This window comes from Pirellulales bacterium (assembly GCA_035546535.1).
In the GTDB taxonomy this organism is placed as follows: domain Bacteria; phylum Planctomycetota; class Planctomycetia; order Pirellulales; family JACPPG01; genus JACPPG01.
On sequence record DASZWQ010000022.1, the window covers coordinates 1 to 17,522 of the forward strand.

The 17,522-nt window shown below is 62.7% G+C and carries 15 protein-coding genes; 3 read left to right on the forward strand and 12 right to left on the reverse strand.

The window, feature by feature from the left end; genetic code table 11:
- Positions 1-98 precede the first annotated feature (98 nt).
- Positions 99-1,076 carry an alpha/beta hydrolase family protein gene (locus tag VHD36_02190; GenBank protein ID HVU86101.1) on the forward strand — a complete coding sequence of 326 codons (978 nt, stop codon included), beginning with the start codon at positions 99-101 and terminating at the stop codon, positions 1,074-1,076.
- A 152-nt stretch (positions 1,077-1,228) separates the two neighbouring features.
- On the opposite strand, the gene VHD36_02195 is transcribed toward VHD36_02190, so the two are convergent.
- Positions 1,229-2,749: a hypothetical protein gene (locus VHD36_02195; GenBank protein HVU86102.1), complete on the reverse strand. Its 1,521-nt coding sequence runs from the start codon at positions 2,747-2,749 to the stop codon at positions 1,229-1,231.
- A 369-nt stretch (positions 2,750-3,118) separates the two neighbouring features.
- On the opposite strand from VHD36_02195, the gene VHD36_02200 reads away from it, so the two are divergent.
- Positions 3,119-3,805 carry a dienelactone hydrolase family protein gene (locus tag VHD36_02200; GenBank protein HVU86103.1) on the forward strand — a complete coding sequence of 229 codons (687 nt, stop codon included), beginning with the start codon at positions 3,119-3,121 and terminating at the stop codon, positions 3,803-3,805.
- 13 nt (positions 3,806-3,818) lie between these two features.
- Here VHD36_02200 and VHD36_02205 read toward each other — a convergent pair whose 3' ends face one another.
- The 11 genes from VHD36_02205 to VHD36_02255 all read right to left on the reverse strand — a co-directional run bounded on the left by VHD36_02205 (position 3,819) and on the right by VHD36_02255 (position 16,669).
- Entirely contained in the window at positions 3,819-4,937 is a 1,119-nt protein-coding gene (locus VHD36_02205) for a dockerin type I domain-containing protein (GenBank protein ID HVU86104.1), read from the reverse strand.
- Positions 4,938-5,477: 540 nt separating this feature from the next.
- Positions 5,478-8,339: a PVC-type heme-binding CxxCH protein gene (locus tag VHD36_02210; protein HVU86105.1), complete on the reverse strand. Its 2,862-nt coding sequence runs from the start codon at positions 8,337-8,339 to the stop codon at positions 5,478-5,480.
- A 74-nt stretch (positions 8,340-8,413) separates the two neighbouring features.
- Positions 8,414-9,088: a uracil-DNA glycosylase gene (locus VHD36_02215; GenBank protein ID HVU86106.1), complete on the reverse strand. Its 675-nt coding sequence runs from the start codon at positions 9,086-9,088 to the stop codon at positions 8,414-8,416.
- A 66-nt stretch (positions 9,089-9,154) separates the two neighbouring features.
- Positions 9,155-10,195, reverse strand: coding sequence for a serine protease (locus tag VHD36_02220; GenBank protein HVU86107.1), 1,041 nt, complete (start codon positions 10,193-10,195; stop codon positions 9,155-9,157).
- 135 nt (positions 10,196-10,330) lie between these two features.
- Complete coding sequence (locus tag VHD36_02225; GenBank protein HVU86108.1) at positions 10,331-10,465, reverse strand: hypothetical protein; 135 nt, start codon at positions 10,463-10,465, stop codon at positions 10,331-10,333.
- A 10-nt stretch (positions 10,466-10,475) separates the two neighbouring features.
- Positions 10,476-10,727, reverse strand: coding sequence for a hypothetical protein (locus VHD36_02230; GenBank protein HVU86109.1), 252 nt, complete (start codon positions 10,725-10,727; stop codon positions 10,476-10,478).
- Positions 10,728-11,071: 344 nt separating this feature from the next.
- Positions 11,072-11,344 (reverse strand): DUF4242 domain-containing protein, encoded by a 273-nt coding sequence (locus VHD36_02235; GenBank protein HVU86110.1) that lies wholly within the window; start codon positions 11,342-11,344, stop codon positions 11,072-11,074.
- Positions 11,345-11,478: 134 nt separating this feature from the next.
- Complete coding sequence (locus VHD36_02240; GenBank protein HVU86111.1) at positions 11,479-11,829, reverse strand: hypothetical protein; 351 nt, start codon at positions 11,827-11,829, stop codon at positions 11,479-11,481.
- A 400-nt stretch (positions 11,830-12,229) separates the two neighbouring features.
- On the reverse strand, positions 12,230-14,821 hold the full coding sequence (mutS, locus tag VHD36_02245) for a DNA mismatch repair protein MutS (protein ID HVU86112.1): 2,592 nt from the start codon (positions 14,819-14,821) through the stop codon (positions 12,230-12,232).
- A gap of 196 nt (positions 14,822-15,017) precedes the next feature.
- Positions 15,018-15,926 carry a FliG C-terminal domain-containing protein gene (locus VHD36_02250; GenBank protein ID HVU86113.1) on the reverse strand — a complete coding sequence of 303 codons (909 nt, stop codon included), beginning with the start codon at positions 15,924-15,926 and terminating at the stop codon, positions 15,018-15,020.
- A 107-nt stretch (positions 15,927-16,033) separates the two neighbouring features.
- Positions 16,034-16,669: a DUF1080 domain-containing protein gene (locus VHD36_02255; protein HVU86114.1), complete on the reverse strand. Its 636-nt coding sequence runs from the start codon at positions 16,667-16,669 to the stop codon at positions 16,034-16,036.
- 389 nt (positions 16,670-17,058) lie between these two features.
- Here VHD36_02255 and VHD36_02260 point away from each other — a divergent pair, with 389 nt between their 5' ends.
- On the forward strand, positions 17,059-17,373 hold the full coding sequence (locus tag VHD36_02260) for a hypothetical protein (GenBank protein ID HVU86115.1): 315 nt from the start codon (positions 17,059-17,061) through the stop codon (positions 17,371-17,373).
- Positions 17,374-17,522 lie beyond the last annotated feature (149 nt).

Consider the following 17,522-nt stretch of genomic DNA (forward strand, 5'->3'; position numbering starts at 1 on the left):
TTCCGTTGCTTGACTGACCCTAGTCGCGGGCTAGGATAAGTCGCAGTTGGCCAGGAAATCGCTCGCATTCGCCCCCTATTTCTCGCGAGGAATCGACCATGCGCCGCTCCCTCTTTCGTGCCTTGGCCCTGTGCGTGACGCTCTGTGCCGCGGCGGCCACTGCCGCGGAACCGTTGCCGGTCCAGACCATCGAGCACGACGCACCTTCGGTCGGGCGGAAGATGAAATTCAATCTGGTTCTGCCTGCCGGCTACGACAGCTCGCAGGATCGCTACCCGGTGCTGTATTTGCTGCACGGCTTGACGAGCAATTACACGCTGTGGGCGGCGATGAACGTGCCGCAGTTCGCGGCCAACTACAAGCTAATCGTGGTCATGCCCGACGTCGGAAACTCGTGGTATGTCAACTGGGCCGAGAGCGACGCGAGCCAGAAGAACAATTGGGAAGATTACATCATCAAGGATTTGATCGGCTACATCGATGGCCATTACCGGACGATCGCCAGCCGCGCTGGCCGCGCGATCAACGGTCTGTCGATGGGCGGATACGGGGCCATGACGCTCGGTCTGCGCCATCCCGACATGTTCTGCACGATTGGCAGCCATTCGGGCGCGCTGGCCTTCGCCGAGCGCTCGGCCGAGAACGTAGCCAAGGGGGAACAGCCGGAGTTCCTGCGCCGCGAATGGTCGAAAGAATTGAACCCGAAGATCAAGATCGATGGCTTCAGCACGCCGGCCGAACGGACGCCGAAAGGAAAGATCTTTTCCAACACCGAACAATGCGACGCCCACGATCCGTTCAAGCTGGTGCTGAAAGTTGATCGCGCCGAGCTGCCATTTATCTACGTCGATTGCGGCACCGACGACGGCTTGATCACCAGCAACCAGCGCTTCTGCGAGCTCTTGATGAAGAACAATATCCCGTTCACGTACGGGCAATCGAAAGGGGGGCACGTGCCGCCCTATTGGGCGCGCGAGGTGGGCCAATCAATGGCCGTGCAGCATTTAATCATCCAACGGGCGCTAGCGGCGGCGGCGAAAGCTGAGAAGGCCGCCGGGAACGCCGGTGGCAATTAGCTTTCAGATATTGCTCTGTGATTTAGCTCTATGATCGCAGGCGAGACCGCATGCTTATTCGCTGCCGCGAAAATGCATGGTACGTGCGGCTATCTGTTCTTGGCTGGTAGCCCCGCAGCGCGAGCACGGCGCTTCGGTTGTCGGACGGTTGATTACACCTTCAGGGCCGCTCGCGACCGTTCGGCCAGGGCCGTATCGGGCGCTTGCGAGCCGCGTAAATTGTAAACACTTGCGGCCAGGTACTTGTCGCGCCATCCGGGCGATACGTGGTAGTAATCTTCGAGCACGGCCGAGCTGAACTTGTAGTCGTGCGAATCTTTCCCCTTCAGGAACACAAGGGCCCGCGCCGTGTTGATGAACCGCTCGGGGCTGGGATGCTGTCGCGCGTAGGCCAAAGTCTTGCGAGCCGCTCGCAGCCGATCCTCGCTGACGTCGACGAAAATATCTTCGACGCCGCCGTCGCCCGATGCCGGGGCCAGTGGCTCGAGCGTGTCGAGCTTGATATCGGCCAACTCGCCGCCGCGGCGCTTGACCGCTTCGCGGAACAGCGGCACAAACGCCGCGTTTTGCAGGAGCATCATGCGACGCGTATCGTCGTTGTCGCTGGCTTCATAGGCGAAACGCAATGCGTTGCTGCTCGTCACGGCGTGTAGCGCCACGATGCCCGGCGCCCGGGCCAGCAACTCGCCGGCCCCGACCAGCAGCGCATCCCAGATCGATTGCGGCGCTACGCCACGATTCAAGAGCGCCACGACCTGCCGGGGCACCTCGGTTTCGCTGGCGGTGCGCAGGGCAGTGAGCAGTTCGAGCGTCGCCGAGTCTTCCAGCTTGCCTTCCTGCCATTCGGCACGAATCTGCTTGGCTAGCTCGCTGTTTTGCTTCCAAGGACGATCGGCCGCGGCGTCGCTGTCGGGTGGACCGTCGCCGCCGCGATCCTGCAGCGCATAGGCGAGCGATCGCAGCACTGGCTCGGCGTACTGCCAGCCCATGCAGGAAAGAGCGCGCCAACTGTTGGCGACGAAGATCGCCTTGTGCCCAATGTCGCGGAAATCGCGCGCGCCGTAGCGGGCAAAGAGTTCAAAGATCTCGTTCGCGCCCGCCGAGCGCGCCAATCCCGCCACCGCGGGGTCGACCGCCTGTTCGTCCCAGCGGTCCATGGCCTCGATGAATGCCTGGCGCGCGTGGTTGCCATGCGGCACTGCCGCTTCGGCCACGGCTTGCATCGTCCAATTCCCTTCGCGGACGTCGGCGGCCTGCGCCACTTTGAAATAATCGAGCGCCCAAAAAATCGGCAACCAGCGTATTTCTTCGGGAGATGAGAGGCTAGCCAGGTGGGCCGAATTCACGACCAAGACGGCGTGAAATTTGAAGCCCACCGGGCGCGGCTGCACGTTGCGCACACCGGCCAGGAGCAGGGCCGTGAGGATTTCGCGATACGTGGTGCCGCTCTTGATGCGCGCCGCGACCTCTTCCAGCAGCCGCTCGCGAGGCGTGTCCTCCAGTAAGCGAACCAGGGGTTCGATCTCGGGTTGGAAGCGGACGATCTTGGGATCGACCTGCGCATCTTCGGCCGATACGACCGGCAAGCCGCGCAAAAACGTCAGGTCAGCCAGCGCGGCTAAGGCCCCGGTGGTGCCCTGCAGAAAGCGTCGACGCGAGGATCCGCCAAACATGGTCGCCTCCGTGTGCTAAGGACGTGGGCGGGCGAGGACCGACTTCGTTATCGCGCGCGGGGCGGCCTTTCGCAAGCTTGCCCAGGGAAATCATGCGGCGATTCGCCCGTCCGCGAGCCGTGCTACGGCACTTACCGAACTATAATTCTACGGACACTGCCATCGGCCCAATGGGGTTAGAGGCGCTAAAGAGAATCGCTCGCCAATCATCAACGTACGAATCACAAGATCATGGGACAGCGTATGTCAGTTGGCCAACTCACTTGCAAATGCCGCTTCGTGGCGGTGCTCTCCATTTTCCTTAGCGGCGTTATGATTCCTCGCCCCGTTACGGCGCAAGGAACCGCTCGAGCCCAGCAATCGGACTGGGTGCAGATCGCCTCCGCCTCGGGACGGACGCTGCGGACTTATGTGGCGCGGCCTATCGAAGGAAACGCCTCGCGCGCCGTCCTTGTTCTGCACGAGAACCGTGGTCTGACCTCGTGGGAGCAGGAGCTAGGCGATCGCCTGGCGTCGGCCGGTTTTCTGGTGCTGGCGCCCGACATGCTCAGCGAGCGTGGGCCGAAGGGAGGGGGATCGGACACATTTGATTCGGCCGCCGCGGCTCGCGAGGCGATTCACGCGCTTGCTGCCGAACAGATCCTTGCCGACCTGGACGCTGCGGTGACCATTGCCGAGGAACAGCTGCCGAGCGCGCGTAAGGTCGTGGTGGCAGGCTTTGGCTGGGGCGGCAGCCAGGCCTTTCGATACGCAGCACACAATCCTCGATTGGCCGCTGTGGTCAACTTCTATGGGGCCGCGCCTCATGAAGAGCAATTGTCACAGTTGCAAGTGCCGGTGTTCGCTTTCTACGGCGAGTTGGACGGAATCACCGCCGATGTTCCCCGGCTTAAGAGTCGTCTCAAAACGCTCGCCAAGGATTTCCTGCCCGTGACGTACGGGGGGGCGAGTCACGGATTCATGCGTACGGGCAAGGCCCCTGATGCGGGGCCCGCCGATCGCAAAGCGCACGACGACGCTTGGGTGCGATTCGCCGAATTACTGGCGACCCTGTGAAGCGATAACCAGGCTAGCGGCCTCGGTGCGTGCTTCGACGCCAAAAGTACAGGCCTGTCGCTGCCGTGATTGCGAGCAGCCAGCTGCCAGGCTCGGGGACGGTCGCCAGCGATCCCGAGACGCTAACGCCGGCGTACATGGCACTGGAGACAAGGGCGATATCCTGCGTGTTGACGATTCCGTCGTGATTGGCGTCGCCTACCGGGTCATTTGTGCCGGTTCCAGTTTTCATCCAATCGCTGACCACGAGCGCCAGATCCTGCGAGTTGACAATACCGTCGTGGTTCAGGTCGCCGGGAATCGTGATGGTTTGCTCGATCTGTGTGCGGTAAGCCGAAAGATCGGCAGAATAAGTGACATCGCCGAAAACGGACGTACCCCAAGGTTGACCGGGGAGCCCATTTATGGAGAACATGATTCCCGTCAGGTTCCAGGCTCCGGTTGCAGGGTCTTTATAAAAGACCCCTCCGCCCGAATCCCCGGGGGCGCCTTGCGCCTCGTAGGGAGTACCGTTCTGGCTGAACGAGGTCATGAACGCCTTCTCGGTATTGGTGCCCACCCCTTCAATGACCGAGGTCTGATCGATGACGTTCGTACCCCAGCGGAGATCGGGCATGTTTGACCAGATCTCACCGGCGTAGGTGCTGGGAGTCGCGGAAGGTTGCCACGACGAGGTCCAGTAACCGATTTGCGTATTGGATCGGTCGCGCCCGTTACCGATCATAGTTACGTCCGAACCGGCAGTCGGCGTGAGGGAGCTGATCTGCAGCGACGGGAGCGGTGGCGCGGTGGCCAGTTGGTACAGCTCGAGATCGGAGTATTGCGTGTAACCATCCCCTGGCGGATTGAGCAGTTGCACTCCCGAACCTGGCAAGTTTGCATATGAGGTGCCCTGGAACCACGTGACGGCGGGAACACCGCCACTGCCGTTGTAGACATGTGCGGCGGTCAGCACCCATCCGCCTCCGAGGTAAACGGCGCTGCCGCTGCCGAGAATCCCGACGTTGGCGAAACCCGGATCATCGGCCGGTGCAGTGGTATTGCCCTGGCCGTCTCCCGTACCGAGTATCACAGCATGGCTGGGACTTGTTAGGAATAACAATAGTCCCATGCCGACGTACAGATTTCGCATGCGGCTTTACTTCCCTGAGCCACCGAGCGCAACTTGTGAGCGTGTCTTACGCTCGTTGCAACACAGCCAGGCCCGAATCGTTCAGTTTTCGAGCGACTGTTCAGCCCGTGCTTCGGCAGGTCCAGCGATTTACGGCTAGCACGCACGGGCGTAGAGATAGCTTCAGCCGCAAGGCTCGAAGCTTCAATCGCCGAAATGAGCGCACACCCGGTTGCACCAGAACAGGATGACGGAGTCAGTCGATCGCAATCGGTTGCGCGGATCGCCCCCGGTCACCGCCGGAAACAGATCCGCACCTCTCCCTCAAGCGGTTACTCCGCTTGAGGCTTGCCCCAACGTTCCACAGCCGAAACGGCAACGAACCAAATGGAAATGTGACCTTCCCTGTTCCTAACGCCGTATTACCCGATGGCAACACGGATGGGAAGTAATTTTTTGGTGAAAATGGAGTTTTCTCGCGGGCCGACGGATGACACGCATTGAGAACGGTGGCCAGAATCCATCCCGGAACCGCCTGTTACAAAAGCGGAGGCGTGGTTGTTACTTCGCTCCCCGCAAAAATGCCACGAGGTCGGCCAGTTCCGCCGGCGTCATTTGGACACATAAGTCGTCGGGCATAATCGATTTGGGTTGCGTTCGCACCTCGGCCACGTCGGCGTCGCGGACCGTAATTGTCTGGCCGTCAGGCGTTCCATACTGCCGAGTGCCGTCCGGACCTTCGGACAGCATGATGCCGCTGAAGGTTGTCCCGTCGTGCCGTATCACAGTCCAAGAGGTGAACTGAGGTGCGATTTCCTTGCTGGGCACCAGGAGTGATTCCAACAGCCGCGCGGGGGATAACGCCCGCGGTGTTACCGACAGCTCCGGACCGATCGACCCGCCTCGTCCGTCCATTTGGTGACAGCGGTAACACGCCGGTCCGCGTGGATGAAAGAAGATTCGCTCGCCGGAGGCGGGATCGCCGTCGGCGGAAATTAGTGCTGCCCACCCGGGTCCGTCGGTTCGGGGCGGCCGTGATTGGGCGGCTTCGCCGAGCAGCCGGCCGATCATCTCGTGGTCCGCCTCTTTGGGACGCAGGGCCGCTAGTCGCGCCCGATCTGACGCGGAGAGCACGGCGCCGCGCAGCGAGCGGAGCGCCTCGCGCCGGAGGTGCGAATCGTCAGTGTCGGCGAGAGCCAACAGCAACTCGCGGCGTTTCTCGGTATCGGCCGTGATGCCGACGATCGCCTCGGCCCGCAATTCGACGGGCGCCTGGCCATCGGCGGCAAGGCGCTCGATCTCGTCGCGCGCTTCCGGCTCCTGTCGTTCGCGCAGGGAGCGAATTGCCTCCACACGCGTCGGAAGATCGGGCGCCGCGGCCAGCTTCGTCAGTAAGTCAATCGTCAGCGCAGGATGGTCTGCCCGGAGCGTGCGAAGTGCCCGGGCGCGCACGGCGGGCGCAGTATCGGGATTCTCGATGAGCGACAAGACGTATTGCTCGCCGCTCCATTCGTCTTTCACTTTGCGCTCTCGGCCATCGAGCCTTTCAAGTGCCGCGAGATAGGCTTCGAAAAGACTACGCGTCGTGGCGCCGCTGGCCAGGCCATTGGCAATCTGCTCGCGATATTCACTCAGGCCCGCTTCAGCCACCCATTGCACGGCGGCGAAACGCACGGTGGCATCCGGGTCGGCGAGCAATTTTGCAAGCGGTGCGCGGGCTGGCGACGCGGATGATTCGCGTAAAAGGAGAATAGCCGCCAGCCGTATCGGCGCGCTTTCCGCGGCGGTGAGTTGCAATCGCTCCTCAAGATTTGTCGAGCGAGCTAGCGCCGATCGGGCAGCTTGGGCGATAAAAGGATCTTGATCCGCCAACTCCTTCAAGAGCAGGGGCCGCGCGTGCGGATCGACTAGCCGGCGCAGTGCCTCGGCGCGAACTTCAGCCTCTTTATCACTCTCCAGCGTTCCCAACGTCGCCACGTCATCCACCCCCAGCCGCGTCGCCAAGGCGCGCAGGTCAGGCGATGCATCACGCTCGGCGATCTTTTTCGCTACCTTTGCAATATGGTCCGCGCGAGCCAGGCCAATCAAGGCGTCAGCGCGCACGGCCGGCGAGTCTTTGCCCAGCACGATGTCGGTGAGCTGCGACACTTGAACAGCAAGACGTTGCTCGGGGCTTGCGCCGCTTCGGGCATTCTGCTTTTTCGCGTTGTCGATGGATCGACGGATTGCCGCCTGTCGATCGGGGCGATGTCGAGAGTGCCGCGCGTCACGCAGCCGCGGCAAGGTCTCCCCATCGCGATTGCGGATGTGCCAGACACGCCCCTGGCCGTGCAGTTCGTACGACTTGTCGACCCAGTCACTTACGAAGAGCGACCCGTCCGGCGCAAGCGCGATGCCGACGGGTCGGAAGTTCTCGCCGCCGGTGATCACTGGTTCGGCCGTAGCCCGAAACGAGGCGCCATGCGGCACCAGCCGAAACCGCTCGATGCGATGATCGCCCCAGGAAGTTACCAATAGTGTGCCGCGGAACTCCTCAGGAAGCATATCCGAGTCGTAGGCCAGCACACCCGACGGTGCTTCGCCGGTTCCGGCGGTCATGGGCAGTGTGCCGGGCAGTTCGCCGTTCCAGGCCGTGAACGGATGCACCCCCTTGCGGCCGTTGCGGAAGCGATAGCCGTAATCTCCGCCAGGCACCACGTGCAACAACCGGCACGGCGGGCGCGAATCGGGATCGTTATCGACGGCGAACAGCCGGTCGAAGGCGTCGCAGCAGAGATGGAACGGGTTCCAGAAGCCCGTCGCCAGCCGCACAAGCTGTGAACCGTCGGGCCGGCAGCGGTAAATGCTTCCTCCTTCGCCGCCGCCGCTGAGTGTCGTACCGTCGGCGCCAATCAGCCGATAATCGGCGCCAAGGTTTTCGCCGAGTCCGAAATAGACGTTCCCCAATCCGTCGAAGGCGAAGCCCGACAGACCGTTGTGCGGATAGTTGCCGGCCGTCTCGAGCCGGGCGATCAATTTTCGATCGTCCGACACGCCGTCACTGTCGCGATCGGACAGCCGATGGATGTCCATCCGCGTGGCGACGAACACCGAGCCATCTTCGTAGACGGCCAGGTTCATCGTGGCCGTGCCCCCTTCGTAGAAATTCGTCACGCGATCGGCCCGGCCGTCGTTGTCCGTATCGACCAGCATGCGAATGCGATCGGCCGGCGGGCCGGCATAGTCGGGTGGACGAAAATGCGTGTGGCACTCGGCCACCAGCACCCGACCTTGCTCGTCGACCGCGAGCCCCGTCGGCGTGACGATATCCGGCTGCGCGGCGAATTCTTCGATGACGACGCGCGGATCGAGCGAGCGGGGCGGCGCCTCGGCAGCGGGGGCCGCGCCGATGAAACTCATGAACAGGAAGAGAGCGGAATGCATAGGAACTGCCAATCGATGGACTCTTTGATGAAGCCGGAGTAGCGCCGCGACCTCAATGGATCTCCACGGCAGACCTAGCTTAACAGCCGGCGCGCCCGGCGGAACACCGCGTCGAACATCGGTTCTGTCAGCCGGCCCGTGAAAGTGTTCTGCTGGCTGGGGTGATAACTCGCCAACAGGCGGCGGCCGTCGGCCAATCCTTGCTCGGCGCCGTGCTGAAACTTCGCCGCACGCCCGGTGAGCCAATCGCGCGAGCGGGCTTCGCGAATCATCGCCTGCCAGGCGATTTGGCCCAGCGCCACGAAAACCGTCGCGGGTAGCAGATCGATCGTGGCTGCAAGCCACTTGCGGCACTTGCGGATCTCGTCCGGGGTCGGTCGGTTATCCGGCGGGGCGCAATGCGCTACCGCCGTGATCGCGCAGTCAATGAGCCTGAGGCTGTCGCCCGAATCGGTCGAGGTCGGCTGGTTGGCAAAGCCGGCCTTGTGGAGCGCGCGATAGAGCCATTCGCCGCTTCGATCTCCCGTGAACATGCGCCCCGTGCGATTCGCGCCGTGCGCGGCCGGCGCGAGGCCAACGATCAAAAGGCGTGCTTTGCGATCGCCAAAATTCGGGACCGGCCGGCCCCAGTACCTGTGAAGCGCGAAGGCCTTGCGTTTTTCCTCGGCCACTTGCCGGCAATACGCGCGCAAGCGTGGGCAGGCTTCGCAGGCGATGATCTGTTCGTTGAGCGACTTCGAACTTTTCATGCGGCGCGCCGCGGCAGATTGACCGCGGAGAACTTCAGGCCAATGGAACAGGCAAAGACCTAGGTTCTACTTCGCCGGCATGAGCAGCCGCAAACCGTGCAGCAAGAGAGCCGCACCGCCGACGAACGCGAGGAACAACTCAATCTGTTCCAGCGCTCCCGGCTGGTCGGCGGTGGTGTCGCCGCTCGCCTCGGCCGTTGACGGCTGGTGCGCGGGTCCCGTGGCACTTGTCGCGACCGCTGATTGGCCCCCGGTTGGCTTAGCGATCGTCGCATGAGCGGCCGTCCAATGCTGGTCGGCGACGACCTTATCCGAACGGTTCGCCTGGGCCACTGGAGCGTTGTACTGCACAGGCACAAGCGCTCCGGCCGTTGCGGCCGGCGCCTGGGCGATTTGCACGTTGCGCTCTTCGCCAACTCCCGGGGGTGGCATGATCGCCGCGACGAACGAGGCGACTCGCCCGCAATAGCTTCCGGCAGTCGTGCCCCAGCCGGCGCCCCACAGGACACCCGCCAGTTCGCCCCGATCATTGAAGATCGGTCCGCCGGAATCCCCCTGCCGCGCGGCGACTGACAGCTCGACCATTTCATACGGGCGGTTCATTGCCGGGGCCACGTACTGCGTACACTTGCCGGTGACGGCGCGATATTTTCCCGATCCATAGCCGGCAATCGTCAACGGCTCGCCTGGCTTGGGAGGCTGCGAGGCCAGACGCACTGGCTCGACCGTGGGACGCCACACCGCCAGCGCCGCCAGGTCCCACGTGCGGTCGGTCGTGATCACGCGCGCCGCCGTGCGGAAGCCATCGGGAAAGAGAACTTCGATCGTGTGCGTAGCGTCGGCCACGACGTGCCAGTTGGTCAGCACCAGGCCATAATCGCCGCGGACGTCGACCAAGGTGCCCGAGCCGTAGGAGGTGCCCCCTTCCTCGGGAGCGATGACGCGCACCACGGCCGGGTGCGGTTTCTGCGCGACCTCGGGCGTTAGAGCTTGCGGAGTGAGCGCGCTTGGCCAGATACCGGCGGGCGCGGCGCCCGGCAATCCGACCATCGTCGCCAGAGCCAGAGCGAACGCCATCGAGCAACGCACGAATCGGAGCTTCAACACGTCTCGCACTCAGAGGGACGGTCTCGTCGGGCGCTGGCCTGCGGAAAACTGCGGGGCGCGCGATGCTGGCTCGCGCGTGAGCGGCGCGGTCTTGCGTTCGGCTGGCGGACGAGAGAACGGATCGTGGGAGGGCAGTTATCGCGGCACGGCCACGCGCAGGTTGCGCGCGGTGGCGGGGCTATTGTTCTTGACGATCATCCGCAGCAGTTCTTCACGCAGCTTTTTCAACTCAGTGGAGCTTTGCGAGGTCGTTTGCTTGGCCTCTGCCATGTTTGACACCTTATGCGGCGATCGGGCGACCGCCTTTGAGGTCTTCGTCGCGACGAGGAAAGTCCATTCCCGCGTTGTACCGCTCCTTGAGGCGCGCCAGTTCGGCCGCCAGGGCATTCTCGACCAGCTTCGTGAGAGTCATGCGCGCCGGGTAGCCTGCCAAATGAAAGGCGGCGTCGCGTGCCTGCTCCAGCAAGTCTGCCGAGACATACAGCGTCGCCCGCACTTTCTGACAGCCGTTCCGGTTCGCGCCGCTCTTCATGGTCTAGCGCACGATCGTTCTGAATGTTTCACGAGAAGCTGGCCGACTCTCGGCCCATCTGTAAAACATGTCGGACGATTGTGGACGATTGCTGAAAACGTATGACGTTTGCCCGCAAGTCTTGCCGGGGGGGCACAGGCCGCGCGAATCGGCACATGCCGCACGGCGAGAACACCTTATCGGCGCAACCGCCCCCAGCCGGCCCAGGATGTGACAGCCCGGCGGGTTCGTAGGGTGGGGTAAATCGTGCCGGCGGTGTCGATCGGTAAGAAATACCGGTTGCGCGGCGCGGAGCATGCCGCGCCCCGGGGCGCGAGGAAACGCGGAGAGAAATCCAGGTGCGGCTACTCGCTTGTCGTCGGATCGATGATCGAGCGCACTTCCGAAATCCGATTGGCAGGAAAGCCCCCTTCGCGGGCGTGCTGTTCGATCAGCGCCTTGTTCGGCGCGATGTACACACAGTAGATCTTGTCGTCGGTGACGTAGCTCTCGACCCATTGAATCGAGGGGCCGAGCTTTTTCAGCACACCGCAGGAAACGGCTGCCGCTTCGTGCAGCTCTTCTTTGCTCTTGGAACCGGCGCCTGGGATCTCGCGTTCGATGACGTACTTCGGCATGACTGCCCTCCTGGTTGATGCTGCCGGGTTTGAATGCCGCCAAGCTAATGCGCGGGGCCGGGTGTTGCAATCTTCACTGAGCAGCGAACACGAGGCACCCCGAGTGTCGGAGGCGTGAGTAACCGCGGAACCGTTTATCGCGGCTGTATGCAGCCTATGTGAAAAATCTTGAGCGGTGGGTCGTAGGCCATGACTAGTTCGGGGTGCTGGAGCAGATGCTCGAAATAACCCGGCCCCCACTCGTTTAGTCCGTTGTCATCGTGCGGAACGAAGCGGCCGCCGACGACGGATGGGACGTCTTCCCAGGCATCCACAGAGCCAGAGGCGTTCTCCATAGGGGAGAAAAACCGGACTTCCACCTTCTCGTCCCAGAGCTTTGCGATTCGTTGACGGTCGGCCTGGGAGAGCGCGGTCCACCATTCTTTGACGATCGGACCGGCCTCATCCGGAAGTAATCGCAATAACTCCGCCGGACATTCTTCCATTGTCTCGCCTCTATGCCCGAATTGAGGTCTGAGGACAAGTTTACGCACTCGGTATCGAAATGCAAAAGATAGGCAGTGCGGTAGTCGTTCACTCTGATCCGGTGGGCGTTCGCGTTCGGGCCCGCGTTGTGTTCGTTGTCGCGGGTCATGGGGCCTCACGACGGGGAAAGCTCAATCCCATAAACGAAAGGGCGATGCCCATTCCAACCTAGACAGCGATGGCGAGTGCTGCCCAGGCCGCGACCTTAATTGCACGACGGCGAAAAGACCTTGAATCCATGCCGTGATTCTACCACGCGGACATTGTCCCATCCCCTTCGGTTCGCCCCTCAGAGTGAACCACTACCGGCAGCGCACGTTTGCGCCGCGGCGACCAACAGCTGCCAGCTTGAGACGCTTTTCACTTTCGAGGGCCGAGCTTCGCCTGCCAATCGCCCAGGAGCGCGAGCGCGTCGAGCGGTCGGAGCTGGTTGACGTCGACCTGGCGAATCTCGTCCAACAGCGGATGCTCGGCCGCGGCGAAGAGCGTCAGTTGCAAATCCGCCACACGCGTCGAACGGCGGCGACGGGCAAGCTTTGCCCGGCCTCCTTCGTCGATGTGCTCGGCTTCGAGCTGCGCGAGAATCTGCTTGGCACGCTCCAGCACTTCGCGCGGCACGCCGGCCAGTCGAGCCACGTGAATGCCGTAGCTCTTGTCCGCCGGACCGTCGATGATCTTGTGCAGAAAGACGACGTCCTCCTGCCATTCGCGCACGGCCACGTTCAGGTTGCGCAACTGCGCGAGCGATTGCGTCAGGTCGGTCAGCTCGTGGTAGTGCGTGGCAAACAAGGTGCGGCAGCCCACCTGATCGTGCAGAAACTCCACTGCCGCCCAAGCGAGGGACACGCCGTCGTAGGTGCTGGTGCCGCGGCCGATCTCGTCGAGAATCACCAGGCTGCGATCGGTGGCCGTGTTGAGAATCCGCGCCGTCTCGGTCATCTCGACCATGAACGTGCTGCGGCCGCGCGAGAGGTCATCGCTGGCGCCCACGCGCGCGAAAATACGATCGGCGATCCCTATCGTGGCGGACTGTGCCGGCACGAAGCTTCCCATCTGCGCCATGATCGCCAACAGCGCCGTCTGGCGAATGTACGTGCTCTTGCCGGCCATGTTCGGCCCGGTGATCAACAGGACTAGCCCCTCGTCGGAGCCCATAGCGGTATCGTTCGGGACAAACGTCCCCTGCGACAACTGCTGATCGAGCACCGGGTGGCGTCCCGCCGTGATCTTCAACACCGGCTCCGCGACGAGCGTCGGCCGGCAGTACCCACCATGACGAGCAAGCTCGGCCAGCGCGGCGAGGCAATCCAGTTCGGCGATGACCTCGGCCGTCGTGCGTAGGCGGCGCGACTCGGCCGCCGTGGCGTCGCGTAGCTCGATAAAAAGGTCGTACTCCAACTGTTTGGCGCGCTCGTCGGCCGTGAGAACTTTTTCCTCGTATTCCTTCAACTCGGGCGTGACGTAGCGCTCGGCGTTTTTCACCGTCTGCCGGCGATGGTATTCCGGTGGAACTTTTTCGCGATGCGGGTTCGTGACTTCCAGGTAGTAGCCGAAGACGTTGTTGAAGCCGACTTTCAGATTCGGGATGCCGGTGCGCGCGGCTTCCGAAGCCTGATAGTTGGCGATCCACTGCTTGCCGCCCGTGGCCAACTCGCGCAATGCGTCGAGTTCCGGGCGAAAGCCGTCGCGGATGAAGCCGCCTTCGCGACTCAGGAGCGGGCAATCCTCGACGAGCGCCGCGTCGAGCCTCGATCGCAACTCCGGGCAAAGATCCAGCGCCGCTTCGAGTTGATTCAACCGCTCGCTTTGGCGCGCCGTTAGCTTTGCCTTGAGCGCTGGCAGGGCACGTAGCGTGCGGGCCAGGCAGCTCAAATCGCGTGGGCTGGCACGCCCGGTAGTTACGCGAGCTAACAGCCGTTCCACGTCGAACATGCTTTTCAACGATTCACGCAGGCCCGCCAGCAAGCCTGCATCGGAGATCAACTCCGACACGGCATCGAGCCGGGCGTTGATCGCCGCGAGATCTGTGAGCGGGTTGGCCGCCCAATGACTCATCAAACGCGAACCCATGGCCGTGACGGTGCGATCGAGGACGCCCAAGAGCGACCCCTGCCGGGCGCCGTCGCGCAGCGTGCGCGTGATCTCCAGGCTGCGGCGCGTGGCTTCGTCGATTTCGAGCACGGTGCCAGGCCGGTAGGGGATCAAGCGGTCGATATGCCCGATCGAGGCCTTTTGCGTCTCGACGAGGTAATCGATGATGGCGCCGGCGGCGCGAATGGCCGCGCCGTCTTCATCGCCAAAGCCGAAACCTTCGAGCGTGGCGGTGCCAAATTGTTTGCCGAGCGATTCCTGCGCCGCGTGCTGGGCGAAGGCCCAGTTCGGCCGGCGAGTAACGAGCATCCCGTCGGTTAGAACGTGCGCCGGCGGCTCGGCATCCTCGGCCAGCAGGCATTCGACGGGCCCGATGCGCGCCAACTCGTCAGATAATTGCTCGCTCGGCAACTGCATCGCGTGAAAGCGTCCCGTCGACAGTTCCACCCATGCCAGGCCGGCCGTTTTCCCGGGTACAAGCGCGGCGAGGAAATTGTTCTCGCGCGGGTCGAGCAGTGCGTCGTCGGTCACGGTGCCGCGCGAGACAATCCGCACCAGCTCACGCTTCACCAGGCCTTTGGCCTCGCGCGGATCTTCCACCTGGTCGCAAATCGCCACGCGCAAGCCCGCGGCGATCAGCTTGCCCAAATAGGCTTCGAGCTGATGATGCGGAAAGCCCGCCATGGGGATGGCGTTTTCCCCTTTTTCGCGGCTGGTGAGTGCCAGGTTCAGTACCTGCGCGGCGCGCTTGGCGTCGTCGTGGAACAGCTCGTAGAAATCGCCCATGCGAAACAGCAGAAGCGCATCAGGGCACGCCGCCTTGGCGTCCTGATACTGCCGCATCATGGGGGTGGCTGTCATCCGTGTGCCCGACTCGCGCGCTCTAGGGTGGCTGGTTTCCGTGGAGGCCAGCGAATGAGAGCGGTGTTTCCGGGAATCGCAGACCCCGGCTACGGATTTGGGATTCCCCGACTCGCTTCGCCGAATGCTAGCAAATCGTCGAAGTGTCACAAGGCCCGACTTGCTTTGAGCGCGCGCGGCGCAAGCCGGGAAGTCGCTAGGCGACGAGGCGACTGGTCGGTGGCAAGGGATCTAACGTGATCTTGCCGGCATTTTGCAAATCACGGAGCGTGGTGGCGATCGTATGCCGCGATTGCTCGACAATTGCCGGAGGGACGTTGCCTAAGTGTGCGACCGCATGACGCAGGCGCTCGGCGAATGGCGCCGGCAACAATTCGAGGATTTTGCGACGCGATTCGCTAGGTATCTGCTTGAGCGCGACGGCCAATGGTGGCGTCTCGATTTTGGCCAAAAGTATCTGGGCAGTCGCCCGCGACCAATCGAGTACATCCTCGATCGAGAAGGTGTGGCAGGCCACGGCCTGCGCCAGCTCCGGCTCGTTGCTGGCGAGGCCATTGAGCAGCAAACGCTCCGCGCCTCGATCGAGAGATTGCAGGATTTCGCCGAGTGCTGCGACACCATCGATCGCCGCAAATCGCGCGGTGGGCAAGGCCGCCAGTCGCTCGGCGAGCACCGCCTCGACCGCGCCGATTGTCGCTTCGTCGACGGATTCGATGGTGGCGATCCGCCGCGCGACATTGCCGCGCAAGTCGACGGGCAGCAGTTCCAGGATTTCGGCGGCCACCGCCGGCGCCAGGCGCGCGAGCACAAGCGCGATCGCTTGCGGATGCTCTTCGACAAGCACCGAGGCCAGGTGCGACGGGGCTGCCTTGGTCGCAAATCTTGCGTCGTCACCAGATGGATGCGACTGGTCGGCACTCAAGGCCAGCAGAAAATCGGTCACAGCGGCCGTGCGCTGCTCGGTGGGGAAGTCCATCGAGCGGGCGCGCTCGGACGCAATTAGTTGCCGTTCGTCGGCCGAGAGCTGCGCTTCGAGCGCCACGACGGCCTGCTCGGGCAAACCGTTCAACAAGGCGGCAACTTTGCGAAGGCCCAATTCGGACATCGCTTCGACCTTTGGTCGCGCGCTCGATCGCAAGCGCGCAATGTGGCCAAAGTTATCGACCGAAATGGGGCATTAACTTGAAACTGCCACTTACGACACGGTCGCTATCACAGCTCGCGAATGCGGATGTTGCGGTAATCGAGCCGTGAACCGTGGTTCTGCAGGCCCAAGTAGCCCGTCGTCCGTTTCAAGCCTGGATGCGTCGGCAGTTTATCGGGATGCGCCGTCAGATCGGCGTTGACAATTTGCGTGCCGTTCAGCGAGACCTTCACGCTGTTCCCGTTACAAATGATTTGCATCTTCTGCCACTCGCCGGCTTTCTTCGAGACACGCGGGCTGGCCGGTGCGACGTCGTACAAGCTGCCGCAATATTGCGTCGGTTTCAAGTTCGTATAGTCAGGGCCGTAGTCGTCGAGAACCTGGATTTCCATCCCCTCGAAGGCCGGGTTGCCCTTGTGCGGGGCTCTCAGGAACACACCGCTATTGCCGTTGGCGGGTACGCGAAATTCGAGCTCCAGCTCGAAGTTGCCGTATTCCTTGTCCGTGGACAGCCAACCCGATCCCTGCCCCGAGCAGAACAGCAGACCATCCTCGACCTTCCAACTGCTGGCAGGGCCGTCGATGGCTTGCCAGCCTCCGAGGTCCTTGCCATTGAAGAGCGATTTCCATTCGCCGGCACTCGAGGGGAGCGTCGTTAGCATGCAGGCAGCAAATGCAAAGGCAACTTGGAAAGAGCATTTCATCGGCGCGGGATCTCCAGGCGGGTAGGCGTAGCGGGTTTGCTTCCGGCGAGTTTAGCCCTCGTTCGGAATGAATCCAGACCCCCCAGCACACGAATTCGACCGTTGGCCGTGGGCATTGGCGTCAATTAACTCGAAGGTGGGCGACCGACCCGACGTTGAATGCCCGGGTGGACTGGGCGAGATGCGTCAACATCAGTTGCGTCTCGTTCTTCGAAAAGCCATCGGGGAATTGGAAAAAATACCGATTTCGCGGGTTGCGACAGCCGATGATACCGCTGGTACTGCGTTCCACAGTGGCAGGATATGCCGAAGGGGAGTCAGCAGCTGCTCGCAACAGGCTAGGAGAAGAGACGGCGAGCGGGGCCGGAACACGGGGAAAAGGACGTCCGATGCTGCGAACGACTGTTGCACTCCTGATGCTGGCGCTGGCGACTACGACCACCGGCTGCGCGATGTGCGCCGCGCCAGATGACTACATGGGCCCCACGCCTGCCGATGGGCTCGGCTTCAACGAGCGAGCCGGATCGATTCTCGGACCAAGTGGTCCCTCGAACATGGTCTTCGATCAAGAGGTCTCGCAAGAAGCGATCGGCGAGTCGGTCAGTGAAGGGGTGCCTGCCGAAGCGATTCCTCCGCAGCCGGTGCCGGCGGTTGATTACATTCCTCAATCGCGCCGGGCTGCGCCACAATCGCAGTGGCGGTAGGGGCCTATTTCCGGCCGCCGCGATAGTCTCGGCGTTGAGCTGTTGCACGCCGAGGCGGGTTGGGCACGACTGAGCCTCCTCCTGTCTCTCGGATTGCAACAGCGCGGCACATGAACCACCCCTTCGTTGCGCTGTCGCCCTTTAGCTTG

Coding starts and splice junctions, on each gene's coding strand:
- VHD36_02255 (HVU86114.1), bottom strand. CDS start 16,669: ATGAAATGCTCTTTCCAAGTTGCCTTTGCATTTGCTGCCTGCATGCTA.
- mutS (HVU86112.1), bottom strand. CDS start 14,821: ATGACAGCCACCCCCATGATGCGGCAGTATCAGGACGCCAAGGCGGCG.
- VHD36_02190 (HVU86101.1), top strand. CDS start 99: ATGCGCCGCTCCCTCTTTCGTGCCTTGGCCCTGTGCGTGACGCTCTGT.
- VHD36_02250 (HVU86113.1), bottom strand. CDS start 15,926: ATGTCCGAATTGGGCCTTCGCAAAGTTGCCGCCTTGTTGAACGGTTTG.
- VHD36_02240 (HVU86111.1), bottom strand. CDS start 11,829: ATGGAAGAATGTCCGGCGGAGTTATTGCGATTACTTCCGGATGAGGCC.
- VHD36_02210 (HVU86105.1), bottom strand. CDS start 8,339: ATGCATTCCGCTCTCTTCCTGTTCATGAGTTTCATCGGCGCGGCCCCC.
- VHD36_02225 (HVU86108.1), bottom strand. CDS start 10,465: ATGGCAGAGGCCAAGCAAACGACCTCGCAAAGCTCCACTGAGTTGAAA.
- VHD36_02195 (HVU86102.1), bottom strand. CDS start 2,749: ATGTTTGGCGGATCCTCGCGTCGACGCTTTCTGCAGGGCACCACCGGG.
- VHD36_02205 (HVU86104.1), bottom strand. CDS start 4,937: ATGCGAAATCTGTACGTCGGCATGGGACTATTGTTATTCCTAACAAGT.
- VHD36_02215 (HVU86106.1), bottom strand. CDS start 9,088: ATGAAAAGTTCGAAGTCGCTCAACGAACAGATCATCGCCTGCGAAGCC.
- VHD36_02230 (HVU86109.1), bottom strand. CDS start 10,727: ATGAAGAGCGGCGCGAACCGGAACGGCTGTCAGAAAGTGCGGGCGACG.
- VHD36_02260 (HVU86115.1), top strand. CDS start 17,059: ATGCTGCGAACGACTGTTGCACTCCTGATGCTGGCGCTGGCGACTACG.
- VHD36_02235 (HVU86110.1), bottom strand. CDS start 11,344: ATGCCGAAGTACGTCATCGAACGCGAGATCCCAGGCGCCGGTTCCAAG.